The 24,193-nt window shown below is 32.1% G+C and carries 22 protein-coding genes; 13 read left to right on the forward strand and 9 right to left on the reverse strand.

What is annotated here, in order from left to right:
• Position 1 precedes the first annotated feature (1 nt).
• Together cmeU and CIGN_RS01340 are read left to right on the forward strand one after the other, a co-directional pair.
• Positions 2-244 carry a CmeU family protein gene (gene cmeU, locus CIGN_RS01335; RefSeq protein ID WP_086225325.1) on the forward strand — a complete coding sequence of 81 codons (243 nt, stop codon included), beginning with the start codon at positions 2-4 and terminating at the stop codon, positions 242-244.
• Positions 237-1,241: an alanine racemase gene (locus CIGN_RS01340; RefSeq protein WP_086302028.1), complete on the forward strand. Its 1,005-nt coding sequence runs from the start codon at positions 237-239 to the stop codon at positions 1,239-1,241. Before cmeU ends, CIGN_RS01340 begins: the two co-directional genes overlap by 8 nt.
• A gap of 242 nt (positions 1,242-1,483) precedes the next feature.
• Here the strand turns inward: CIGN_RS01340 and gdhA are convergent, their stop codons facing one another.
• Both gdhA and CIGN_RS01350 read right to left on the reverse strand, forming a co-directional pair.
• On the reverse strand, positions 1,484-2,848 hold the full coding sequence (gdhA, locus tag CIGN_RS01345; protein WP_086302029.1) for an NADP-specific glutamate dehydrogenase: 1,365 nt from the start codon (positions 2,846-2,848) through the stop codon (positions 1,484-1,486).
• A gap of 118 nt (positions 2,849-2,966) precedes the next feature.
• On the reverse strand, positions 2,967-3,641 hold the full coding sequence (locus tag CIGN_RS01350; protein ID WP_086302030.1) for an MqnA/MqnD/SBP family protein: 675 nt from the start codon (positions 3,639-3,641) through the stop codon (positions 2,967-2,969).
• Between the two features lie 388 nt (positions 3,642-4,029).
• On the opposite strand from CIGN_RS01350, the gene CIGN_RS01355 reads away from it, so the two are divergent.
• The 3 genes from CIGN_RS01355 (at position 4,030) to CIGN_RS01365 (ending at position 8,480) form a co-directional block, all read left to right on the forward strand.
• Positions 4,030-5,808 carry a hypothetical protein gene (locus CIGN_RS01355; RefSeq protein ID WP_086302031.1) on the forward strand — a complete coding sequence of 593 codons (1,779 nt, stop codon included), beginning with the start codon at positions 4,030-4,032 and terminating at the stop codon, positions 5,806-5,808.
• A 294-nt stretch (positions 5,809-6,102) separates the two neighbouring features.
• A complete protein-coding gene (locus CIGN_RS01360; protein WP_086302032.1) occupies positions 6,103-7,977 on the forward strand; it encodes a hypothetical protein in 1,875 nt (624 codons plus the stop codon).
• 62 nt (positions 7,978-8,039) lie between these two features.
• Complete coding sequence (locus tag CIGN_RS01365; protein ID WP_434780848.1) at positions 8,040-8,480, forward strand: DUF411 domain-containing protein; 441 nt, start codon at positions 8,040-8,042, stop codon at positions 8,478-8,480.
• Positions 8,481-8,591: 111 nt separating this feature from the next.
• Here the strand turns inward: CIGN_RS01365 and CIGN_RS01370 are convergent, their stop codons facing one another.
• Together CIGN_RS01370 and gltX are read right to left on the reverse strand one after the other, a co-directional pair.
• A complete protein-coding gene (locus CIGN_RS01370; protein ID WP_086252239.1) occupies positions 8,592-9,839 on the reverse strand; it encodes a malic enzyme-like NAD(P)-binding protein in 1,248 nt (415 codons plus the stop codon).
• 190 nt (positions 9,840-10,029) lie between these two features.
• Complete coding sequence (gltX, locus tag CIGN_RS01375) at positions 10,030-11,409, reverse strand: glutamate--tRNA ligase (protein WP_086252238.1); 1,380 nt, start codon at positions 11,407-11,409, stop codon at positions 10,030-10,032.
• A gap of 71 nt (positions 11,410-11,480) precedes the next feature.
• Between gltX and CIGN_RS01380 the strand changes: the two genes are divergently transcribed.
• Positions 11,481-12,308 (forward strand): peptidylprolyl isomerase, encoded by an 828-nt coding sequence (locus tag CIGN_RS01380; RefSeq protein WP_181892513.1) that lies wholly within the window; start codon positions 11,481-11,483, stop codon positions 12,306-12,308.
• Position 12,309: 1 nt separating this feature from the next.
• On the opposite strand, the gene CIGN_RS01385 is transcribed toward CIGN_RS01380, so the two are convergent.
• The 4 genes from CIGN_RS01385 to CIGN_RS01400 form a co-directional block, all read right to left on the reverse strand.
• Positions 12,310-13,620 (reverse strand): coproporphyrinogen III oxidase family protein, encoded by a 1,311-nt coding sequence (locus CIGN_RS01385; RefSeq protein ID WP_086302033.1) that lies wholly within the window; start codon positions 13,618-13,620, stop codon positions 12,310-12,312.
• Between the two features lie 74 nt (positions 13,621-13,694).
• Complete coding sequence (locus CIGN_RS01390; RefSeq protein ID WP_086302034.1) at positions 13,695-14,360, reverse strand: thioredoxin domain-containing protein; 666 nt, start codon at positions 14,358-14,360, stop codon at positions 13,695-13,697.
• A 10-nt stretch (positions 14,361-14,370) separates the two neighbouring features.
• Entirely contained in the window at positions 14,371-14,868 is a 498-nt protein-coding gene (locus CIGN_RS01395) for a YajQ family cyclic di-GMP-binding protein (RefSeq protein WP_086241487.1), read from the reverse strand.
• A gap of 2 nt (positions 14,869-14,870) precedes the next feature.
• Positions 14,871-15,803 carry a D-2-hydroxyacid dehydrogenase gene (locus CIGN_RS01400; RefSeq protein WP_086243152.1) on the reverse strand — a complete coding sequence of 311 codons (933 nt, stop codon included), beginning with the start codon at positions 15,801-15,803 and terminating at the stop codon, positions 14,871-14,873.
• A gap of 128 nt (positions 15,804-15,931) precedes the next feature.
• Here CIGN_RS01400 and CIGN_RS01405 point away from each other — a divergent pair, with 128 nt between their 5' ends.
• Genes CIGN_RS01405 through CIGN_RS01435 form a run of 7 tightly spaced genes read left to right on the forward strand, consistent with a single transcriptional unit; the run spans position 15,932 to position 23,223 of the window.
• On the forward strand, positions 15,932-16,285 hold the full coding sequence (locus tag CIGN_RS01405) for a hypothetical protein (protein WP_086229411.1): 354 nt from the start codon (positions 15,932-15,934) through the stop codon (positions 16,283-16,285).
• A gap of 1 nt (position 16,286) precedes the next feature.
• A complete protein-coding gene (locus CIGN_RS01410; RefSeq protein ID WP_086233410.1) occupies positions 16,287-16,598 on the forward strand; it encodes a hypothetical protein in 312 nt (103 codons plus the stop codon).
• A gap of 55 nt (positions 16,599-16,653) precedes the next feature.
• Positions 16,654-17,397 (forward strand): phosphatidate cytidylyltransferase, encoded by a 744-nt coding sequence (locus CIGN_RS01415; RefSeq protein WP_086234908.1) that lies wholly within the window; start codon positions 16,654-16,656, stop codon positions 17,395-17,397.
• Positions 17,394-18,485 (forward strand): 1-deoxy-D-xylulose-5-phosphate reductoisomerase, encoded by a 1,092-nt coding sequence (dxr, locus tag CIGN_RS01420; RefSeq protein ID WP_086302035.1) that lies wholly within the window; start codon positions 17,394-17,396, stop codon positions 18,483-18,485. Before CIGN_RS01415 ends, dxr begins: the two co-directional genes overlap by 4 nt.
• A gap of 56 nt (positions 18,486-18,541) precedes the next feature.
• Positions 18,542-19,834, forward strand: coding sequence for a M99 family carboxypeptidase catalytic domain-containing protein (locus CIGN_RS01425; protein WP_236844770.1), 1,293 nt, complete (start codon positions 18,542-18,544; stop codon positions 19,832-19,834).
• Positions 19,831-20,835, forward strand: coding sequence for a tRNA (adenosine(37)-N6)-threonylcarbamoyltransferase complex transferase subunit TsaD (gene tsaD / locus CIGN_RS01430; RefSeq protein WP_086225340.1), 1,005 nt, complete (start codon positions 19,831-19,833; stop codon positions 20,833-20,835). The genes CIGN_RS01425 and tsaD overlap by 4 nt, the downstream gene beginning before the upstream one ends.
• A gap of 12 nt (positions 20,836-20,847) precedes the next feature.
• Positions 20,848-23,223, forward strand: a complete 2,376-nt coding sequence (locus tag CIGN_RS01435) for a tetratricopeptide repeat protein (RefSeq protein ID WP_143297680.1) — start codon at positions 20,848-20,850, stop codon at positions 23,221-23,223.
• Here the strand turns inward: CIGN_RS01435 and miaA are convergent.
• The gene (miaA, locus tag CIGN_RS01440; protein ID WP_086302037.1) at positions 23,206-24,093 is read right to left on the reverse strand and encodes a tRNA (adenosine(37)-N6)-dimethylallyltransferase MiaA; all 888 of its coding nucleotides are present in this window, start codon (positions 24,091-24,093) and stop codon (positions 23,206-23,208) included. The genes CIGN_RS01435 and miaA overlap by 18 nt on opposite strands.
• Positions 24,094-24,193: the final 100 nt, after the last annotated feature.

A 24,193-nucleotide genomic window follows, 5' to 3' on the forward strand; every position in this document is an offset into this window, starting at 1 on the left:
AATGAGCGATGATAAAGAGTTAGTTAAAAAGCAAATAGAAGAGTTTTTAGCTGCAAGGGGTAGATTTTTTGAAGTTTTGGATGCGAGTGTGCCTAAAAAGGGTAATAGCACGGCTTTTGACTTTGATGCTTGTAATGAGCCAAGTTTAAAAGCACTATATAAAGAGTTTTACGCATATGATTATGCAGTAAGAAAGATGTTGCCACATATTTATAAAAAATTTGATTTGAGCTTTAATGTCTGAGATCTTACTTTCTAAGAGTGCTTATGAGCATAATCTTACTCAAATTGCTAAAAAAGTAGGCTCTAAAAAACGAATAATTTCTGTATTAAAAGATAATGCTTATGGGCATGGGGCGCTTTTAATGGGGAAAATTGCAAAAGAGTTTGGTATAGAGATAACCTGCGTAAAAAGCGAGATAGAAGCTAGAGAACTAGCTGGATTATTTAAGAGTATTATAGTGCTTTCTCATCTGCCAAATGGCAATGAGAGCGGTGAGTTTATTTATGCTATTAATGATATTAGGGCTTTAGAGATTATTAGGCCTGGTACTCAAATTCATCTTGCTATTGATACTTTAATGCATAGAAACGGTATAGATGTAAGTCAGATTAAAAGTGCTATAGAGATTATTAAAAGACGAAATTTAGATCTAAAGGGTGCTTTTACTCACTTTAGAGCTAGCGATGAGCATGGGGCAGATTACTTCGTGCAAAAAGATAATTTTGAGCTAGCTAAAATTATGATAAGAGAGCTATTTAATAAAGAGCTTATATTTCATTCTCATAACTCTGCAGCAATAGAAAGAGCTAGCGATGTAGGCGATGAGTATGTTCGTGCTGGGATGGCGCAATTTGGATATTCTGGATTTGATGAGAGCTTAGGATTAAAAAAAGTTTTAAAGCTATATGCAAATCGTGTAAGCTCTAGAGTATTAAAAGCTGGTCAAAGCGTGGGCTATGGTGGCGTATTTACGGCTAAAGAAGATATGAATATTGCTACATATGACCTTGGCTATGGAGATGGGTTGCTTCGTTATAATGGCAAAGGCGAGTTATATTTAGCTAATGGCGAGCCAATTTTAGGCAAGATGTCTATGGATAGCTTTAGCTCTATAGATATGGGTGAGAGAATTTGCGTATTTGATAATGCTGATATTTGGGCGGAGTTTTTTGATACTATTAATTATGATATTTTAGTTAAGCTTAGCCCTACGATTGCTAGAAGAGTAGTGGAGTGATTGTTTAAATTTTTAGATTTAGATTATTTAATTTTTTGGACTAAGCAAATTTAGATTAACCAAAATTTGGTTGATAAATTTCAGATTATTAAATTCAAATCAATTTTTTAGATTAAGTGATTTTAGGTTAATAAAATTCTGTTATTTAAATTCAGATTTTAGATGATTGAATTTCTTCGGTTATTTGATTTTTAATTTTGAATCCCATAATGGCTCAGCCGACGCATTGTCGGCTAGAGTTGTTATACATATCCTTGATCGATCATCGCATCAGCGACTTTTCTAAATCCTGCGATATTTGCTCCTAGAACAAGGTTGCCCGGTACGCCAAATTCAACAGAAGTTTCATAACTAGCTTCAAAGATATTTGTCATAATGCGGTGAAGTTTGCTATCTACTTCATCGAAAGTCCATTTTTGCATACTTGCGTTTTGTGCCATTTCTAATCCGCTAGTTGCCACGCCACCAGCATTTGCAGCCTTAGCAGGACCAAATAAGAAATCTTTTTTGCTAAGCATAAAGTCAATAGCCTCAAGTGTGCTAGGCATATTTGCACCTTCACAAACTAATCTACAACCATTATTATAAAGAGTTTTGATATCTTCTAAATTTAGCTCATTTTGTGTAGCACTTGGGAATGCAGCATCACATGGAACGCTCCAAATTCCATTTGTACCAGCTTTATACTCGCTAACAGGAGTGAATTTCGCACTAGGTTTAGCCGCTGCGTATTCGCTAAGGCCTTTTCTCTCAACTTCTTTAATGCGTTTTAATAGCTCTACATCGATACCTTCACTATCATAGATAAATCCTGTTGAATCACTAACTGTTATAGGAAGTGCGCCAAGTTGATATAGTTTTTGAGCTGTATATATAGCCACATTGCCAGCACCGCTTATTGAGCATTTTTTGCCTTCTAGGCTGCTATTTTGTTTTTTAAGCATCTCTTGAGCGAAATATACTGAGCCATAACCAGTAGCTTCTACCCTTACTAAGCTACCACCCCAGTCTAGTCCTTTACCAGTCAAAGCACCATCAAAGCGATTTGTTAGTTTTTTATATTGACCAAACATATAGCCAATTTCACGACCACCAACACCGATATCGCCAGCTGGGACATCTTTTACATCGCCGATTAATTTGTATAATTCATTCATAAAAGCTTGACAAAATCTCATAATCTCGCCATCGCTTTTGCCTTTTGGATCGAAATTTGCGCCGCCTTTACCGCCGCCCATATTAAGGCCTGTGAGTGAGTTTTTAAAGATTTGCTCAAAGCCTAAAAATTTGATGATATCAAGGCATACTGATGGGTGAAATCTCAAACCACCTTTATATGGTCCAAGAGCAGAGTTAAATTCTACACGATATCCGAAGTGTGAACAAGGTTCGTTTTTGTCATTCATATAAGTCACTCTAAACATCGTAGTTCTTTCAGGCATTACAATACGATCTATGATTTTGTGATCTAGATACTTTTTCTCTTTTTCTAAAAGTGGTTCTAAAGTATGTAAAACCTCTGTAGTGGCTTGTAAAAATGTTGTTTGACCTGGACTTGACTTTTTGATATTTTCAAGTGTTTGGTTGATATACTCATGTACTGACATTGTAACTCCTATTGTGAAAATGTTTGTAGTTGGATTATATTTAATTTTTCTTAAATTTAATCTTAATATAGAAAAATTTAGGATAATTTTTGGTTATATTGTTACAAATTTACTCACTTTATGGGTGAAAATTATGCTTTTTTGATAGTGAAATAAATTTTTTTAGGGCTAATTTTTCCCTGTTTTTGATACCATAGCTAATATGCTCTAGATACCATAAAATCATATTTGGATGGATATTTCTACTTTTTGAATATTCATTGAGTATGTATTTTGGTATCTTTATTTTTTGCTTTAAGAATTGATTAATAATTTTTTTATACAAATTTTGATTTTTATTACAGCAAAATAGTCCAAAAACAAAAGGTAGCCCCGTTTTTTGATACCAAATTTCACCCATATCATAAAATTTATCCCCACCATCTTTTATATATTGTCTTAATGCTTCATCTCCTATTATTATCTCTCCATTAAGCGACAAAATTTTACCAAGCATATTTGAACTCTTAGATGCGGGGTCTAGTTTTTTGGGGCTATTTTTACGCACTAAGACTGATTTTACCGCACCTTTGGCGCATATTCCTAAATTTAGTTTTGTGTATTTTGGATTTCTACTCTCTATGCTTGAGATGATGGCGGCATCGATTCGCCTTTTGCTTAGATCTTCGCATAATTTTGCTGGGGTGCCTTTTTTGAATTCAATAGATTTTTTAGTTTGATTGCTTAGTGGGTAGCGCTTTAAAAATACATGAAATGGAAGCAAATTTAGATAATCAATCTTGCCAAATAGCATATTTAAACCCTTTATTAGTGTGTTATCTTCAGCGTCTTTAAGGGCTGAGATTTATAGCCTTTATGGCTTAAAATTTGGATTAAATATATGGATTATACCCCAAATTTGCTTAATTTTTGAGCCTTAGCGCAAGGGATTATATCTAAAATAATCAAAATATATTAAGCTATTTTTCTTATCGCCGATTTATGGATTATATTTCAAATAAAAAGAGATTTTATGAAAAAGTTTGCTTTAGCAACTATTTTTTTAGTTTCTGCTCTTTTTTTCAGCAGATAATTTTATCTTTTATTTTAATAATGACAAACTTATAGTTGCTGATATTAGGGCATATTAATTAACTTTGGGCGATTAATTCGCCTAAAGCTCAACGCAAGAAAGGTTTAAAATGAATATTAGCTTGCTATCATCAAATACATTTCAAATTCAAATTAATCAAAAATTGCCAAAAATAGAGCTAAATTTCGCTCAAACAGAGCAAATAAAACAAGATGAAAACACTGATAGATTTGGTAGAAAAATAGAGTATTATGATTATTATGCAGGATCTTACGGAGACATAAATATAGTCCAAAAATATGGAACAACAACACAAACCAAAGAAGAAGCATTAGATGAATTTATCGCTAGACAAACAAAGAGTATTTTAGGTGGTGCTTTTTATAATTCAACATTTGGTGCGTCAGATATAAGAGGTATATCAGAAGTAAGAGAACATACTATTACCATAGAGGATTTTGAGTATCCAACATTTGATAGTGGATATTTTTTTCATAATAATTATTATCAATATGGCAAAATCCCGCAAGAGTACTACCTAAATTCCTACGCAAACTCAAATTTAATTAATACTAAATTTGGTAAAGCGGAGCTATTTTTAGATTTAGCTGGAGATAATGATAGATTAGGAGTTGGAAGCTTTAGCTCAAATTCGCAGCTTTTTAGATTTGATAGTGATGGAAATGGATTTGTAGATAAAAATGACACCTACTTTGATAAATTAAAAATAAGAGCTTATGATAAAGATGGAAATGAGATTATCAAAAAACTTAGCGAAGTAGTTGATAGTATAAATTTAAAAGATTTCATAGATAGCAAGAGCAATGCCTTGAAAAAACTTGAAGCTCAAAAAGATAATTATGGAACAATAGAAGCTTATGAAAACTCATTACAATCGCTAAAAGATTATAATCCATACTCTATTTTTAAGCCTGAAGTAAGATATGAAAGTATGAATGAGAATGATATAAAAGAGCTCTCAAAACTAGCCGATGAAGATGGCTGGATAGATATAAATTTAAAATTAGGAACTTTTGATTTAGGATTACTTGGGATTGCTTATGCTAAGCAAGGAGTTGATGGGAGTTATAGATTAGAAGAGTTATCTAGCTGGATTGAAGGCTATACGACAAATTTCGGTGCTAAAAATGAATATGACCCAATTACTAAAAAAGTTTCTTGGCGAGATAGCGATAAAAACTCTTATCAAAATCAACAATACACGAGATTTATGAATTTATATAATGATTATATGAGCGAGCTTAAAAATAGAGATGATTATATAAATAAATTTGATGATGAAACAAAGGCAAAGTATCAAAATGTAAAATCTAGCGTTATGCTATCTATAGAGCGTGAATTTAGCTCTGCGACCGGACTTAACTTCACCTTAGAAAATCTACAAAAAGTCAAAGATAGCTTTGAAAAAGATAGAGCAAATACCGCAAATATGCTTAAAGATACAGACGCATTAACAGCTATAAGAATTAATAAAAATGGCACATTTACCCTTAAATTTAACAGCGGAAGGGAGATAATCGTAAATGAGCTTTATAAAGATAGCGGTAAGGCTTTTGATATAGAGCTAAATTTAAATGCTAAATTCGCCACTCAAATAGAGCTAAATCAAGATATAGATTTGGTGGTGAGCGCAGCTAAAATCCAAGATAAAATCACAGGGCAAATCGAGATAAAATCCCTAAAAGATCTAGGCGTGGAGATAATCAAAAAGCTATCAAATAACAAATTCGCACTCCAAACAAAAGATGGTAAAACCATAATCATAGATCAAATTTACACTAGATTTATGCCAAATAATCAAAATGATATAAATTTAATAGATGATAAGGATAAATTTTACCCAAAACCGCTTAGAATTTGGGTTTAAACGAGTGTATAGTTTGAAACTATAACATTATTTAAAGAGTGTAAAATAAATCAAAATATATTAAGTTATTTTTCTTATCGCCGATTTATGGATTATATTTCAAATAAAAAGAGATTTTATGAAAAAGTTTGCTTTAGCAACTATTTTTTTAGTTTCTGCTCTTTTTTCAGCAGATAATTTTATCTTTTATTTTAATAATGGCAAACTTATAGTTGCTGATATTAGGGCATATTAATCTTGTAAGCCTTATGTAATTTATATAAGGCTTTATAATCTTAAAGTTAAGGAAATATAATGAAAATAAATTCATCTATAAATTTAAATATAACTTCTAACCAATCAAATTTTTCATTTATGCAAAATGTTAGCAATGTATTTGAATATAATCCAAATCAAGCAATAAAAATGCAAAGAGACCCTAATCAAGCTTCATATTTTTATGGTGATATGCCAACTTTTCTTGTACCACACGATGCCCAAAAATCATTAATTAAATTAGATAATAAAGATTATATTTCTTACTTTAAAACCACACTTCATTATGTTGTAGATGAAGAAACTTATAAAAATTTAACGTCTAAGTTAAACTCAAGTACCTTAAATTATCTTTTATTTAAAGAAGGAAATTTAGACTTAAACACACAGGTTATAGATGAAAAGCAGATATTTAAAATAATGATTGATGATATGATAATAGAGCAAACACAAAATATTTTAGGCGTAACAAGCAGACATGAATATTCTATGTATTCTTTTGGAAATGATGTGCGTTTAAACTACAGCTACGCAAATAAATTTAGTCCAAATGCTGGGAATTATAAGGCTGATAACTACTCAAACCAAAACCCCTTAATTCCAAACTCCTACTACCTAAACTCCTACGCAAACTCAAATTTAATTAATACTAAATTTGGTAAAGCGGAGCTATTTTTAGATTTAGCTGGAGATAATGATAGATTAGGAGTTGGAAGCTTTAGCTCAAATTCGCAGCTTTTTAGATTTGATAGTGATGGAAATGGATTTGTAGATAAAAATGACACCTACTTTGATAAATTAAAAATAAGAGCTTATGATAAAGATGGAAATGAGATTATCAAAAAACTTAGCGAAGTAGTTGATAGTATAAATTTAAAAGATTTCATAGATAGCAAGAGCAATGCCTTGAAAAAACTTGAAGCTCAAAAAGATAATTATGGAACAATAGAAGCTTATGAAAACTCATTACAATCGCTAAAAGATTATAATCCATACTCTATTTTTAAGCCTGAAGTAAGATATGAAAGTATGAATGAGAATGATATAAAAGAGCTCTCAAAACTAGCCGATGAAGATGGCTGGATAGATGCTTCAAAACTGCAAGAACTAGCAAATTTAGCTTATGCTAAGCAAGGAGTTGATGGGAGTTATAGATTAGAAGAGCTAAGTTATTTGGGGGCAAATAGCCAAACAAATTCATACGCAAACGAACAATACTCTAAATTTAACTCTTTATATGAAGATTATATGGCAGAATTTGAAGCATTGAATGGCTTTTTTGATAGTTATAAGCAAACGGCAAGTGATGAGATTATGGCTGAATTTGGAGAGATGATAGAAAATCCAGAGTTTAAATCAACTAGAATGCTAAAGATAGAAAGCGAATTTACAGCCATAACCGGACTTAACTTCACCTTAGAAAATCTACAAAAAGTCAAAGATAGCTTTGAAAAAGATAGAGCAAATACCGCAAATATGCTTAAAGATACAGACGCATTAACAGCTATAAGAATTAATAAAAATGGCACATTTACCCTTAAATTTAACAGCGGAAGGGAGATAATCGTAAATGAGCTTTATAAAGATAGCGGTAAGGCTTTTGATATAGAGCTAAATTTAAATGCTAAATTCGCCACTCAAATAGAGCTAAATCAAGATATAGATTTGGTGGTGAGCGCAGCTAAAATCCAAGATAAAATCACAGGGCAAATCGAGATAAAATCCCTAAAAGATCTAGGCGTGGAGATAATCAAAAAGTTATCAAATAACAAATTCGCACTCCAAACAAACGATGGTAAAACCATAATCATAGATCAAATTTACACTAGATTTATGCCAAATAATCAAAATGATATAAATTTAATAGACGATAAGGATAAATTTTACCCAAAACCGCTTAGAATTTGGGTTTAAAATAGCTTTAGTATCTGTTTATTATAAAAAAGTATTATTATAAAGATATAAAAGGAAAAATAGTGAAAAAGTATATTTTTGCTCTTGCTTTGGCTCTACCTTTGTTTGCTCAAGAGAGATTAATCCATGTTTATAAGTCGCCATCATGTGGTTGTTGTGGGCTTTGGGAAAGTTATATGGAGAAAAATGGCTATAAAATCAGCTCTCATGCTAGTGATGATTTTATAAAAATTAAAGAAAAATTAAATATCAAAGATGAGTATCAAAGCTGTCACACAGGGCTTATCGATGGTTACGCTATTGAAGGGCATGTGCCTAGTAGCGCTGTGGATTGGTTATTAGCAAATAAGCCTAATGGCGTGATAGGAATTTCAGCCCCTGGTATGCCTATGGGAAGCCCTGGGATGGAGCAAGGAATAGAGGAGAAATATCCTGTAATTTTGATGAAAAAGGATGGCTCAAGCGAGATTTTTGGATATTATAAAGGCGATAAAAAGATTTAATTAGTATTAAATAAATTTGAGTTAAGAAAAAATTTATATAAAATATTAATGAAATTTAATTTTGATAGTGATAACCGCATGAGTATAAGCAGTTATCACTAAATTTATAAGTTAAAATAAATTTTTTAGCCTTTGCACATAAGCACTCTCATCAAACTCTTTTACCAGTGCCACTCCATCTTCTACAGCTGCTTTTGCTACAGCTGGAGCTACTACTAAAAGAACTCTTGGGTCAAATGGTTTTGGGATTATATAATCTTTACCAAATTTAATCTCATCTACGCCATAAGCTTTGCAAACCTCGCTAGGGACGCTCTCTTTGGCTAATTTTGCTAGAGCTTGTGCGGCGGCTATTTTCATATTTTCGGTGATTTTTGTCGCTCTTACATCGAGCGCACCACGAAATATAAATGGAAATCCTAAGACATTATTTACCTGATTTGGATAGTCGCTTCTGCCTGTACCTATGATGATATCATCTCTAATCTCATGAGCGATCTCTGGTCTGATCTCTGGCTCTGGATTGGCTAGAGCGAAGATTATAGGATTATTTGCCATGCTTTTTACCATATCAGGCGTTAGAAGTTTGGCTTTAGAAAGGCCTAAAAACATATCAGCACCCCTTAAAGCATCGCCCAAAGTTCTATCATCTGTATCTATGGCAAATTCCATTTTTTGCTCGGTTAAATCATCCCTTTTTGAGTGGATAACTCCCTTGCTATCGCACATAATTATATTTTTAACCCCGACACTTTGATACATTTTCGCACATGCTATTCCGGCTGCTCCGCTACCGCTTACTACGACTTTAATTTTGCTAATATCTTTACCATTAATCTCTAAAGCGTTTAATAATCCCGCCGTTGTGATAATAGCTGTGCCGTGCTGATCATCGTGCATTACAGGGATATTTACACTTTCTTGAAGTTTTTTCTCTATGTAAAAGCATTTTGGTGCGGCGATATCTTCTAAGTTTATACCACCAAAAGTTGGGGCTAGAGCTTTACAAATTTCAACTATCTTATCTGGGTCTTTCTCATCAAGTTCGATATCAAAGGCATCTACATTGGCAAATTTTTTAAATAAAACAGATTTGCCCTCCATAACAGGTTTTCCAGCGATAGCACCGATATCACCAAGGCCTAAAACCGCCGTGCTATCTGTGATTACGGCTACTAGATTGCCTTTGTTTGTGTATTTGTAGGCTAATTCGTTGTTTGCACTTATCTCCATACAAGGTTCAGCAACTCCTGGGCTATATGCTAGACTTAAATCTTCAGCACTCACACAAGGTTTTTTGACATTGATTTCTATCTTGCCATCTATGTGATAATCAAGAGCTTTTTGTTTTAAACTCATATTCTTTCCTTAAATTTAACTTTAAATTTTAAAATAATATAGAATTATAACTTAAATTTATTTCATTATAGGTAAATATTTAAATAATAGATAAAATTTATTATTTATGTGTTACTTTTTGTAAATTAAATGGTAAATTTAAGCTATACTTAATAAAACAAAAGCCAGAGCCTTAAGCTCTAGCTAAGTTTTATAAAGATTTTAGGAAGTTTTGGATTCTTGATTTTAACTCATCAAGACCGATAAATTCTATAACTTCAAAGATACTTGGGCTTACCGCACTACCTGTGATTGCTATTCTAATTGGTTGGGCTAGATCTTTTAGCTTTTTGCCTTTTTGAGTTAGAAATTCATTTGTCATCTCCTCAACTGCCTTAGCATCCATATTGGCATTACCAAGAGAGTTGGCAAATTCGCTTAAAAGTAGCTTATTATCATCATTTATAAATTTTTTCACAGCATTTTGGTCATAATTTGTTGGTTGATTGATGATAGCAAGAGCCGAAGCTTTTAGTTCTAAGAGAGTTTTTGAACGCTCTCTTAATAGATCTAGTAGCATTTGGCCTTTATTTATTGCCCTAAAATCTAATCCAAAATATAGCATATCATCAGCTAATCTTTCAAATGGTAAAGTTTTTATGTAGTGAGCATTTAGCCATTCTAGTTTTGATGGATTATATGTAGAGGCTGATTTGCTTAAATTATATGGATCAAATAGCTCTAACATTTGATGCATACTAAATATCTCATCATCTCCATGGCTCCAGCCAAGACGCACTAAGAAATTTAGCAATGCCTCAGGTAGATAGCCCATATTTTTATACTCCATTACATCTGTTGCGCCGTGTCTTTTACTAAGTTTTGCTCCATCGCTTCCATTTATCATAGCTACATGAAAAAATTCTGGAATTTTAAATCCAAGTGCTTCATATAGTATAATCTGTTTTGGCGTGTTGCTTAGGTGATCATCGCCTCTAATGATATGTGTAACTCCCATCAATGCATCATCTATCACAACACAAAAATTATATGTAGGCGACCCATCACTTCTAGCGATAATAAAATCATCTAAGATATCCTCGCAGTTAAATTTAATATACCCTTTTACTCCATCGGTAAATTCAATTACTCCATCAAGTGGAGCTTTTATACGAATTACAGGCTCAATGCCTTGTGGTGGTGTGCCTGTAAAATCTCTATATCTGCCATCATATTTTGGTCTTTGCTTATTGGCTTCAGCCTCGGCTCTCATTTGAGCTAGCTCTTCTTGAGTAGTGTAGCATTTATAGGCTTTGCCATCTTTTAGTAGTTGATCAATATATTTTTTATAAATATCAAATCTTTTTGATTGATACTCTACTTCACCATCATAATCTAACCCACACCAATTAAAGGCTTCTCTAATAGCAATTGTAGCCTCTTGTGAGTTTCTTTTAAGATCGGTATCTTCTATGCGAAGTAGAAATTTACCGCCATTTTTGCGAGCATAAAGATAGCTATATAGTGCAGTTCTAAGCCCACCAATGTGTAAAAATCCAGTTGGAGATGGAGCAAATCTTGTAGTTAGCATTATAATTATCCTATTATTTATTTAAATTTGGATATAATTTTAGCTCAAATTTGCTTTAATAAAGGTTTTATATGATAAAAAATTTAATTTTTACAGCACTATTTTTGGCTATTTGTGCCAATGCTAGATTTGTAGGTGGTTTAGTTGCGACTGTAGATAATGAACCTATTACGACTTATGAGCTAAACACTACGATGACTAAGATGAATCTAAACAAAGAGGCTGCACTAAATCTACTAATAAAAGATAAACTTGAGCTTGCTCAAATAAAAAAGCTAAATATAACTGCAAGTCAATTAGAAATAGAACAAAAGATCGCCCAGTTAGCCAGTGCAAATAAAATGAGCGTTGAAACATTTAAATCAGTTATAAAATCTCGTGGTACAAGTGAAACACAAATGCGTGAAAATATGGAAATATCGATTAAAAAAGAGAAGCTTTATGCTGGAATTTTAAATACTCCAAACCAAAATATCACTCCACAAAATGCTAAAAGATTTTATGAAAATAATTCTGGAATGTTTTTGCAATTTGATAAGGTTAGCCTAATTCGTTATACTTCAAATGATCCACAGGCTTTAAATTTGCAAACTAAAGATTATAAAGCAAAAATAAACGGAGTGCAAAAAGAGAATTTAAGTCTAAGTTCATCTGAGATTGCTCCTGGGTTAGTTTATATCTTTAATACTACCCCAAATGGTGAATTTACACCGATTTTAGAAGGACCAATGGGGTTAGAAAGATTTTATATAGTAGCTAAAAGTGGCTCAGTTTTACCGCCATTTGAAGTAGTAGAACAAGCTGTAGTAAATGCAATGGTAGAACAAGAAAGAGAGATTGCTATAATGGATTATTTTAATAAATTAAAGGTAAAAGCAAATATAAAATATATAAAATAATCTAAATTTGACTCTTTATTACATTTATTTTAGAGCTATTTTTAAGCTTTGCATCATCTTTGAAAATAGCTCTAACCTTATCCATACCGATATAAAACTCCTTCATCAAGCTAAGCCATAAATATCTACCAAATTGAGTTGATTCTATATGGTTGTTTTGAATTTTTATCGCACCAACAAGCCTTAAGAGATTGAGTTCTAAATTTAGAGTTTTATATAGATTTATATTGTTTGTTTGATTAAATTTATCAATATCTATAAATCCACTAAAAATTTCGGTCAAAAATAGATATTTTACCCGCTCTTTTGAGCTAAATTTGCAATTTGCAATTACTGAACTTTGTTGGTTTTGAATTTTTTCATTATATTTATTTAGATTAAACGCATTGATAAAAAGCTCCCCACCAAGAAAACTAAATCCACCACTTCCAATTCCTAAATACTCATGTTTTGAGCTTACATATTCATCATTTAGGCTAGATTTTTCTTTAGCGTATGACCAGGCGTTATTTTTATGATAATCTTTGAAATTCTCCTCTATAATAGAGTAAAACTCATACTCGTTATCTTTGTAACTATTGCCTAAAGTAGAAGCAATTTTGTCTTTGGTTAAATTTGATTTCATCAACGGATAAAATGTAATTTGCTGCGCTTCAATACTTTTGGCTAGATTTATATCATTTAGTAGCATATCTTTGGTTTGATTTGGAAAGTTAAAGATTAGGTCTATACTTGTAACCGGTAAGATATTAATTGCATTTTTTAGTTTATTTACTAAATCAACACTTGAGCCAAATTTCTCATATCTGCCAACACGCTTTAAAATATCATCATTAAAGCTTTGCACACCAATACTTAGCCGACTAATTAATCCTTTAAAGCGTTTAAGATTTGCAGGTTTTATATGGCTTGGGTCGCTCTCGCATGATATCTCATCTATATTAAAAAGCTTTTTGGCTAGCTCTAAGGTTTTTATCAGCTCATCTTCATTTATAAGAGTTGTGCCACCGCCAACATACATTGAGTTAAATTTATATCCTAATGTATGGATTTGTTTCATTTCTTGGCGAAGATTTTTAAAATACTCTTTAGCAAGGTTTTCATCATAGGCATATTTATGAAATGAACAATATGGACAAAATGTATGACAAAATGGTATATGCGCATATAGCATATAATTTATATTTGGATCTGGAAGTTTGGTTTTACTATTTTGTAATATATCTAAATTTAGTTGAGTTTTTAAAGATCTATTTAACGAATATTTTGCATATTTGAGTGCTAAATTTTGGACTATGGAGAGAGGTTTCATCTGCTATAACTCTTTAAAATTGATTTAAATCGCAAATTATAGCAGATATTTTAAATTAAATATTAAATTTAACTTTATTTTAATTTTATAAGCTCAGATATTACCTCTACTAGTTCTTCTTGGCTATTTATGTGTTCAATATTGATAAGGTATTTACCATTTACTATAAATCCAGGAGTACCGCTAATTTTAGCTACCTCTAAAGCTTGGTTAGTTAATTTAGCATACTCTTTACCCTCATTTGAATCTGCGTAATCTAAGATAGATTGTATGCTAGCATTTTGCACTCCATTTGCTTTTAAAATGCTTACAGCTCTTTGGTAGAATTCTTCGCCATTTTTATATGTTTTTTTATTTACAAAAGCATCTTCAAAAAAGCCTTTTAATACTTGATGAAAATTCGATTTTGCACTTAGGCTATTTATTCTATTTTTCTCATCTATGCTCTTAGCATAGCCTAAAACCTCGCTCATCACAAAACCAAATTCGCCCATTTGACGCACTTGCCACTCATCATATTTAAGATCTGGCAGGATTTCAGATACAAACTTTAGTGTTCCAGCCCTAAAGTGATTATAGCAGTGAATACATCCATAGCTAAAGATCTCTATAACGCTATTTTGAGCATCTTTAAACTGCGCATTAGATGGTAGTTTGATATACTCTTTACCTTCAGTGATAGCATTTGCCCCTACTGCTAGTAAAAGCAAAAATGCTGTGATAAATTTTTTAAATTTCATTTTAACCTCTTTATTTTAGATTTTTAAAGCTTAGTGGTAGTTCTAAATTTAAACCTTTTACTAGCTTTATTGTATTTTGAAGCTCATCAATTGACTTGCTTACTACTCTTACTTCATCGCCTCTAATTGATGCATTTACCTTGATTTTAGCCTCTTTTATCGCTTTTGTAATTTTTTTAGCATTATCGCTATCAAGGGTATCATTTAGTTTTAGTATGCATTTTGTATTACCGCCACTTGCATTTTCTCTGCTTTTTTCACTAAGTGCAACTGGTGGTATTTCTCGTTTGATTAATTTGCTTATTACTATATCTTTTAGCGCATCTATTTTAGAGTCGCTAGAGCTTAAAAGAGTAATGGTTTTATCTTTTTCATTTAGTTCAATTTCAGCCTTTAACCCTTTAAAATCAAACCTATTTGTAACTTCTTTTTTAGCTACTTCTAGAGCGTTTTTGACCTCCATCATATCGACACTTGCACTTATATCAAAGCTATGTTCATCAGCCATTTTTACCCCTTTATGAAATCTTCTATATTTTTAGCACTTAGCTCAATTAGTTTTTTTCTAGCCTCTACGCTTGCCCACGCAATATGCGGAGTAATCATTAATCTATCTTTATTTTTTACTTTTAATAAAGGATGATCGGCTCTAATTGGCTCTTTTTCAAGCACATCAGTAACAAAATAAATTTCACGCTCATCTATAATTTGGGCGATTTTTTCTTCATCTATTATACCGCCACGACCGCTATTTACAAGCATTGCGCCATCTTTTAGCTGGTTTAGGGCATTAGCATCAAATAGATTTTTTGTATTTTCATTTAATGGGGCGTGAATGCTTATTATATCGCACTGTAAAGCCTCTTTAAAGCTTACTCTTTTAAATTTGCTATTTGAGTTGTTTCCACTTGTTGAGTAGTAGCAAACATCGCAACCAAAAGCTTGAGCGATTTTAGCTATTTCAAGACCGATTGTGCCAAGACCAACTACGCAAAATCTTTTACCGCTAAGTTCGAAAATTGGTCTATCTAAATTTACAAATATTGGACTTTTTGCCCAACCATCGCTATTTTTGCCATAGTTTTCATAGTAGCTTGTACTATTTCTAAGAGCTAAAATATTGGCAAAAGTTTGTTGAGCTACGCTATTAGTGGAGTAGCCAGCTACATTTTTAACTGGAATATTAGCCTCTTTTGCAGCTTCTAAATCGATATTATTAACGCCAGTTGCAGTTACGCAGATTAATTTTAAATTTGTTTGAGCAATAACATCTTTTGTAATTAATACTTTATTTGTTAATACTATATCTGCATTTTGAAGTCTTTGAACTGTTTGATTAGCCTCAGTCATATTATAGCTAACAAACTCACCAAATTTGCCAAATACAGCATCTAAATCTACATCATTACCTAATGTATCAGCATCTAGACATACTATTTTCATATTTTTCCTTTTATAAGTAATGGCTTTAATATTAACATTTTTTTATTAATTTTGAGCGCTAAATTTGCAAATATTTACAAATTTTGCCGATCTATTTGGTAGAATATATAAAAATAAAAGGTAAAATCATGGCAATAGGTCCAGTAGCAAGTATGGTATATGTAAATCAAAATGCTCCAGTTGCAGCATCAGTGCAAAGCGATTTTCAATCTAAGTTAGATATGCAAATGGCAATGAATGCTGCAGCGTCAGCTGAAAAGAAAAAAGAGATCGAAGAAACTCGCCCAACTGAGGAGAGCTACAGAATTGATCCAGAAAATGAGCATGAAAAACAGACGCAAAAAGAGGATTTAAATGGGCAAAATCACAAGCCAAAGCACAATGATAAAGAAAGCGATGAATTTGAGCTTGATGAGAGTAATGATGGCGAATTTGATGAAATGGATGGGATTGAGTTTAAAAGATTAGATATAGTGGTGTAATATGAGATATATATTTTTAGCGCTTTTTTGTATAGCATTACAAGCTGGAGATATTAACAAAATAGACATTGTAGTAGCTAAGCGAGGAATGCTTGGGGCATATATTTATGGAGCTGGCACAAGTAATGTTATAGTAAGTTTTGATGGAGAGAGGATAGAGAGCTGTCGCATTGATGGAGTTAGCAGTTTGCTAGATAGAGTAGTAAGGCAGTGGGCTTTGCAATGTAAGCTACCAAATAGGGCTGGAAAGGTTGAGATAAAATATTTTGATACATATAATAAGCGTCAAACAGTAGCCAAATTCATCAACTAAATTTGGTTAAATTTTAGCTAAATTTGGGTAAAATCACAGCTTTTAAGGATTGTTGATGAAAAAGAGAATTTTTGTTGGGGTCGCTTTGTTTGCGGCGTTTTTGGCAGTTGTGGTGCTAGATATTTTTTGGCTAAATTTTGCTATTTTTGGCGTACTTTTGGCTATTGCTGTGCTAGAGAGTCTAAAGCTTTATGGACTTAAGGAAAAGTCGCTTGCAGTGATTGCAGTGGCATTTTTTACACTACTACCTTTTATTGGTGGAATTCAAGATATTTTTAAGATAATACTTCTAAATTTGATTGTAGTAGCTAGTGTTTTAGCATATACTAAAAATGAGAATTTAAAGATAATTTTGCCATTCATATATCCAACTGCACCAATGTTTATGCTCTTTGCAATTTATCAAAGTTATGGAATTGCGGCACTATTTTGGCTTATTTTTAGCGTGGTGGCTAGTGATAGTGGAGCCTATTTTATAGGAAAATTTTTTGGCAAAAGAAATTTTAGTGCTTCAAGCCCAAATAAGACTCTTGAAGGTGTTGTAGGCGGATTTGTGATTGGGTCTGTATTTGGTGTGGCTGCTGGGTTATTTTTGATGGATATAGACTTTTTAATTGTTATTTTATGTTCAGTTAGTGTGGTAATTTTTGGGATATTTGGAGATCTATTTGAGAGTTATTTAAAGCGTTTAGCAGGCGTTAAAGATAGTGGTGTAATACTAGGTGAACAGGGTGGATTATTAGATAGAATGGATGGATATCTATTTGGCGTCTTGGCGATGTATATGGTGCTTGTATGATAATTCTTGGTAGCAGTGGAAGTATCGGTCTAAATGCATTAAATTTAGCCAAAGAGTATAACTTAAAAGTCGATGCTTTAGCATGTAAAAGTAGCCTTAAAGTATTAAATGCACAAATAGAGGAATTTTCTCCAAAATTAGTATATATAGATGATGATAGCTTAAAACCTTTGGTAAATCACAAATTTGTTTTTAGCAAAAAAGATGGAATAGAGAAATTTTTAATAGCATGTGATGAGCAAAGTCATGGCTCAAAACTTATAAATGCTTTTGTAGGATTTGATGGATTAGTGCCTAGTGTGATGGCTTTAAAGTTGGGATTTGATCTGGCTTTGGCAAATAAAGAGAGTCTTGTAGCTGGTGGGCAATTCTTAGATTGTTCAAAGATTACGCCAATTGATAGTGAGCATTTTGGACTGAAATTTTTGCTAAAAGATCGCCCAAAGCTACATAGATTGATTATTACAGCAAGTGGTGGTGCCTTTTATGGGCGTGATATTTCTAGTTTAAAAGATGCTAGTGTAGAAGATGCATTAAAACATCCTAATTGGAATATGGGGGCAAAGATTACTATTGATAGCGCTACAATGGTAAATAAGCTATTTGAGATTATTGAAGCGTTTTGGCTATATGGATGCCAAAATATAGAAGCATATATAGAAAGAAAGTCTTTAATTCACGCACTTATCGAATTTAAAGATGGCTCTACAACTGCGCATATATCAAAGCCAGATATGAGATTAGCTATTGCTCATGCCATAGGTCTTAATAATCAAAGAATTATTGAAAATTTAGATATTGCAAAATTACAAAACATAACTCTTGAGCCAATTGATTTAGAGCGATATAGGGCTTTTAGTTTAAAAGATAATCTCTTGCAAAATCCACAAATTGGTGCAATTATAAATGCTGCAAATGATGAAATAGTAGCAGGATTTTTAAGTAAGAAGGTTAAATTTAACTCCATTAGTAGTGCAATTTTTGATGCTTTGGATAGATTTTTTTGTTTTAAACTAGATAGCTTAGAGTCTGTAATCGAGATAAATCAAAAAGTAAGAGAGTATATAAAACATAGATATATTAGTTAAATTTTATCAATTTTTAACAAAAAATTATTAAAATATGAGAAATTAAAGGAATTATATTGCGTAAAATTATTGCATTTTTAACTATTTTTATATTTGCTAGTTATGCTTATGGCGAGTTTTCTTTAATAAAACTTGGCATTGATAATAACAATACTGTACTTGTAACTGGCGGAATTCAAGGCGATGAACCAGGTGGATTTATGTCTGCTAATTTATTAGCTCGTGGATATGAGATTATATCAGGATCGCTATATGTAGTGCCAAATTTAAATATGCCAAGCATTATTAAAAAATCTCGTGGCATAAATGGAGATATGAATCGCAAATTTGATACACTTTCAGATAAAGACCCTGAAAAAGATATAGTAGAACAGATTAAATCTTTGGTTTTACAACCTAATATTACTATGCTTATAAATTTGCACGATGGAAGTGGTTTTTATCGTCCAAAATATATAAATAAAATGATGAATCCAAATCGTTGGGGAAATATTGCTATTATTGACCAAGCAACTCTGCCAAATGTTATATATGGCGATTTAGAAGTTACTGCAAATAAGGTAGTAAAAGAGTTAAATAAGCACCTTTTAGATCCAAAGCATAAGTACCATTTACGCAACACGCATACAGCCAAAGGTGATAAAGAGATGTTAAAGAGCCTTTCATATTTTGCGATAAAAAATGGTAAGGCAGCATATGCAAATGAAGCGAGTAAAACCTTGCCGGTGCATGAGAGAGTTTATTATCACTTAATTGCAGTAGAAGAATATTTAAAGCTAGCTGGGATCGAATTTAAGCGTAAATTTGAGCTAACACCGCAAGGCGTTAAAAAGGCGCTTGATGAGGATTTATCTGTTTTAGTGTGCGGAAAGTTTATGTTTTATTCGCCAAAATCTCGCTTAGGTTATATTCCGCTTTCAAATGATGGCGAGCTAGAGTTTGATTGTGATAATGCTTTAGTTGCTCTTACTAAAAATAAAGATGAATATAATATCCATTATGGCAATAAGATTGTAACAAGATTTACGCCGCAGTTTTTTGAGTATTCAAATTTGATTAATGAAATTGAAATTCGCATAGATGAAGGAGAGCCTAAATTTGTAATTTTAGGACAAAAAATCAGTGCTAAAAATAGCTTTGAGATAATCAAAAGAGATGGGGTGAGAACCAATATAATAGGCTATGGCACAACCCCAGTAGATGAAAGCGGTATAAAAATTAGTAAAGATATGATAAAATCACGCTTTTCTATGGATAAAGATGAGTCAATTTATAGGGTTGAATTTTATGAAGAGACAGACTCAAAAGATAAATTTATTGGTATGATTTTGGTGGAGTTTGTAAAGTGATTTTAGGGATTGAGAGTAGTTGTGATGATAGTTCAGTAGCACTTTTGGGTTTAGATTTAGAGCTAAAATATCATAAAAAAATTAGCCAAGAATTAGAACATAGTAAATATGGCGGTGTTGTGCCTGAGCTAGCTGCAAGACTTCATACTGCAGCATTACCAAATTTGATTAAAGAGATTCAGCCATATTTTAAGGATATTAAAGCAATTGCAGTAACAAATCAACCCGGTCTTAGTGTAAGTCTTGTTGGTGGAGTAAGTGTAGCAAAAGCACTTGCTATTGGATTAAATTTACCATTAATTGAGGTAAACCACCTAGTAGGACATATTTTTTCGCTATTTTTAGAAGAATCTGAACAGCTGCCTCTTGGTGTTTTATTAGTTAGTGGCGGTCATACTATGATTTTATATGTTGATGAAAATGGAGATATTACCACACTAGCTTCGACTAGCGATGATAGCTTTGGCGAGAGTTTTGATAAGGTTGCTAAAATGATGGGACTAGGTTATCCTGGCGGAGTGGCAATTGAGAATTTAGCCAAACAATCAAATAGTCATAGATATAAATTTACTATTCCATTAAAGGGTGATAAAAGATTAGAATATAGCTTTTCAGGGCTTAAAAATCAAGTTAGATTAGAAATAGAAAAGAGTGTAGCAAATAACAGCCAAGATATTGATTTTGCCGATATCGCAGCTGGATTTGAAAGGGCTGCATGTGAACATATTATAGATAAGCTTAATAGGATTTGTATAGAATATAAATTTAAAAATCTAGGCGTAGTAGGCGGAGCAAGCGCAAATATATATCTACGCAGTATGCTTCTTAAGTTGTGTGATAAATTTGATATAAATTTACTAGTAGCACCAATGGAATTTTGTAGTGATAATGCTGCTATGATAGCAAGAGCTGGATTGGCAAAATTTAAAAAAAATAAATTTACTCAATCAAAAGAGCTAAAAATTAGCCCTCGTTCAAGCTTAAGCTCAATTTACTTGTGATATAATAAGCATATGAGATGTGTAATTTTTTTCCTGTTTTTTTGTGTTAGTTTGCATGCTTTTACATTAAGTATAAATGCTGGTAAGTATCATAGTGATTCATACTATATAATCCATCTTCAAGATGATAAGGATATAATTTGCGAAGAACGCAATAATGAAGAGAATAAAGTATATAGTTGTAAGGTTTTTGCTAAATTTGAAAAGAATTTAAAAAATCAAGATTTACCATTTGCTAGAATTAGTTTCCATCCTGTAAGCGATGGATTTACAGTGGTTATTCAGCCCAAAATGTCCTCTAGAATCTTTAATGCAAATAATAAACTATTTGATTCGCATAATGCTAAAGCTGATAAAGATAGCCATTCAAAACATTTTACTATTAATATAAATAAACACCTTAATGAATTAGATACTAGCTATATTAATGGGATAAATTTTCCTATAAAATATCCAAATTTAATACATCCAAGCGTAGGTGCTTTAGATTTAAATAAAGAACCAATTACATATAACGAAAATGGCGATATGGGTATATATCTCTCGATTAAAAAGAGCTATGAGCGTAAAGGTTATAGAGAGGTTATTCATGAAAGTCAAAAAGCGATGAATATGCACCCAGATAGTATATTCTTAGGAGAGTTTTTGCTATATCAAATTCGTGCTATGGATAAGCTAGTAATCCAAGAAGCAGAGTACCAATCTACTCAAAAAATTAATCAAACTATTATAGATTCAGCCAAATTATGGATGAGATTTAATGGTTCTGATAGAAATTATCCTGAGGTTTTATACATCAATATGATGGCACATTTAAATAGCGATTTGCGTGAAGATGCAGAGTATATACTAGATATGTTAATGACTGAATATAGTGAAGATCAATGGACCAAGCGAGCAATTATGGGTTATGCTGACTATTTAGTAGCCCAAGGCAAACTAGGCGATGGAATGAGATTTTATGAAGATGTTTTATATAGCTCAAATGATCCAGATATTGCTAGTGAAGCCTCGCTAAAGCTAGTTAAAATTTATCTTTCGCAGCAAAGATTTACTGAAGCAGCGCATTATATCGATAGAGTTGTTACGGCAAATTCAAAATATATTTTAGATAATAAAGATTATAGTATAGAGGTTGCTGATGAATTACGTGCTAATGGTCTATTTGATACAGCCTCCAAGCTTTATAGAGTGATATTTGAAGATTCAACCTTACATGATGGACATTATGAAATTAGCCTTCGTCGCTTAGGTACTACACTAGTTCGTGGAAGCGACCCTGTGAGCGCTCATGAATATTTAAAAAGATATAAAAAAGAGTATCCTGATAATGAATTTACTAGCGAAATAGATAAGGCTATAGATACGCTATTTTTTGATTTGCCAAATACAAGCAGCGAAGAAAAACACGCTCACTATGCTGATTTGCTAGAGCGTTATCCTGGACAAGAGTTAGCTAAAATGGCTCTTAAGGCTGAAGTTGATTTAAGCTTTAAAGAGAAAAAATATGGCGATATTTTAAAATTGCGTGGTCTTATAGCTGATTTAAATGAGAGTAAGGTTGCTGATGTAATGAATGCTGCAGCATTAAATTTAGCCAATAACCGCAATCAAAACTCAGATTGTATAGATCTTATAGCTTTAATAGATGAATATGGATTAGAAGATAAAATTTCTGATAAACTAAAATTATTTAACTGCTATGATAGAATGAGGCGCTATACTCAAGCATATAATTTAGCCGAACAACATCTTAATGAGCCAAATTTAAATAATCGTGTTGTTTGGTTAAATAATTTTACTAAAATAAATTATAAAATTACTCGTTATACTAATGCTATCGATACTAGCTTTAAGGCTGTTGAGCTAGCTAGCAAAGTGCCATATAGTGATCCAAGTGAGGCGATTATATATAGATTTTATTCACTTTTAAAGCTTAATAGATTTGATGAGGCTATATCTGCGCTTAAAACCTTAGATGGGAAAAGAGGTATTGATTTGATGTTGATTGAGGCTTATGATACTGCTATGCATTATGCTAATCAACAAGGAAATCAAATCGCAGTAGATTATGCTATAAAAGTGTTAAATTTACAAAAAAAGCTAAATATCAATACATTTAGCCCAGAAGCAAATTTTATATATATAGATAGTTTAGTTGCAAGGTCAAAACTTCAAGAGGCAAAAAATGAGCTTGAGGAGCTTTTTGCGCTAAATTTAAAACCGTATAACCGTGCTAGAGCCTTGCACGAAATAGCTCAAATTGAAATCTCGCAAAATAATTTAAAAGAAGCAGCTAAATATATAAATGAATGCTTAGAGATTGCAGGTGATAGCCAGTGGCGTGGGCTTTGCGCTGAGCAAAAGTTATTAGTTGATGGAATTTAGCGATTTGATTTGAGTTAAAATCACACTTAAATCTAGATTTTTTCCATCAAGTTTTATACTATCAAAGCCTTTATTAAATGTTCTTTGACGTTTAGCTAGCTGAGTGGTATGAATAATTATTAGATTTTCTAGTTCATTTAGATTAATCTTGCCATTTAAATACTCTTTACACTCTTTTAGGCCAATGGAATTAAGTGGTTTTAAAGAGTTATTATAGTGTTTAAATAGATACTCAGCCTCATCTATTAGGCCATTTTGTAGCATATTTTTGGTGCGGATTTTTATGCGTTCTATTAGTTCTATTTTATCCCAAACTAATTCAAAAATTGGTAAGTTTTTAATCACCGGTTGGCTTGTGTTATCTCGTAGCCATTGCGATGGAATGGCACTGGTTTGGGTGTAAATTTGATACCATTTGTGTAGGCGAAATTTATCATTTTTGCTAAATTTAGAGCAAAATTCGCTATCAATTTTTACTGCTAAATTCCAAATTTCATCATCACTTATATCTATTTTGATTGGCTTTGTTTTAGGCGCTAGGCCACTTAGCATAGCTTTTAGATAAAACCCACTTCCACCAGTAATTATTAATGGAATATCTAGATTTTTTGCATATGCTAAAGCTTGCTTATATTCAGCGATAAAATCCCCTACGCAAAACTCATCATTAGGACTAGCTATATCAATTCCAAAATGCTTAACAAGAGCTAATTCATTGCTACTTGGCTTAGCACTAGCGATATTAATTTCTTTATATAAGCATAATGAATCAAGACTTAAAATCACTCCATTAAGCTCTCTTGCAACCTTAATAGCTAAGTCGCTTTTTCCACTTGCAGTAGTGCCAATAATTGCAAATTCATAAAACATTTTAGACTCTTTATTTTTGTATATTTTATCTAAACCATCACCTTAAATTGCTTAAAATAGCTATTTATCAATCAAAATTTAGATAAATTTTGCTAAAATA

Source organism: Campylobacter devanensis, assembly GCF_002139915.1.
GTDB classification, from domain to species: Bacteria; Campylobacterota; Campylobacteria; order Campylobacterales; family Campylobacteraceae; genus Campylobacter; species Campylobacter devanensis.

What these genes read in the sequence shown, in the direction of transcription:
- cmeU (WP_086225325.1), top strand. Translation starts at nt 2, where the DNA reads ATGAGCGATGATAAAGAGTTAGTTAAAAAGCAAATAGAAGAGTTTTTA.
- CIGN_RS01340 (WP_086302028.1), top strand. Translation starts at nt 237, where the DNA reads ATGTCTGAGATCTTACTTTCTAAGAGTGCTTATGAGCATAATCTTACT.
- gdhA (WP_086302029.1), bottom strand. Translation starts at nt 2,848, where the DNA reads ATGTCAGTACATGAGTATATCAACCAAACACTTGAAAATATCAAAAAG.
- CIGN_RS01350 (WP_086302030.1), bottom strand. Translation starts at nt 3,641, where the DNA reads ATGCTATTTGGCAAGATTGATTATCTAAATTTGCTTCCATTTCATGTA.
- CIGN_RS01355 (WP_086302031.1), top strand. Translation starts at nt 4,030, where the DNA reads ATGAATATTAGCTTGCTATCATCAAATACATTTCAAATTCAAATTAAT.
- CIGN_RS01360 (WP_086302032.1), top strand. Translation starts at nt 6,103, where the DNA reads ATGAAAATAAATTCATCTATAAATTTAAATATAACTTCTAACCAATCA.
- CIGN_RS01370 (WP_086252239.1), bottom strand. Translation starts at nt 9,839, where the DNA reads ATGAGTTTAAAACAAAAAGCTCTTGATTATCACATAGATGGCAAGATA.
- gltX (WP_086252238.1), bottom strand. Translation starts at nt 11,409, where the DNA reads ATGCTAACTACAAGATTTGCTCCATCTCCAACTGGATTTTTACACATT.
- CIGN_RS01380 (WP_181892513.1), top strand. Translation starts at nt 11,481, where the DNA reads ATGATAAAAAATTTAATTTTTACAGCACTATTTTTGGCTATTTGTGCC.
- CIGN_RS01385 (WP_086302033.1), bottom strand. Translation starts at nt 13,620, where the DNA reads ATGAAACCTCTCTCCATAGTCCAAAATTTAGCACTCAAATATGCAAAA.
- CIGN_RS01390 (WP_086302034.1), bottom strand. Translation starts at nt 14,360, where the DNA reads ATGAAATTTAAAAAATTTATCACAGCATTTTTGCTTTTACTAGCAGTA.
- CIGN_RS01395 (WP_086241487.1), bottom strand. Translation starts at nt 14,868, where the DNA reads ATGGCTGATGAACATAGCTTTGATATAAGTGCAAGTGTCGATATGATG.
- CIGN_RS01400 (WP_086243152.1), bottom strand. Translation starts at nt 15,803, where the DNA reads ATGAAAATAGTATGTCTAGATGCTGATACATTAGGTAATGATGTAGAT.
- CIGN_RS01405 (WP_086229411.1), top strand. Translation starts at nt 15,932, where the DNA reads ATGGCAATAGGTCCAGTAGCAAGTATGGTATATGTAAATCAAAATGCT.
- CIGN_RS01410 (WP_086233410.1), top strand. Translation starts at nt 16,287, where the DNA reads ATGAGATATATATTTTTAGCGCTTTTTTGTATAGCATTACAAGCTGGA.
- CIGN_RS01415 (WP_086234908.1), top strand. Translation starts at nt 16,654, where the DNA reads ATGAAAAAGAGAATTTTTGTTGGGGTCGCTTTGTTTGCGGCGTTTTTG.
- dxr (WP_086302035.1), top strand. Translation starts at nt 17,394, where the DNA reads ATGATAATTCTTGGTAGCAGTGGAAGTATCGGTCTAAATGCATTAAAT.
- CIGN_RS01435 (WP_143297680.1), top strand. Translation starts at nt 20,848, where the DNA reads ATGAGATGTGTAATTTTTTTCCTGTTTTTTTGTGTTAGTTTGCATGCT.
- miaA (WP_086302037.1), bottom strand. Translation starts at nt 24,093, where the DNA reads ATGTTTTATGAATTTGCAATTATTGGCACTACTGCAAGTGGAAAAAGC.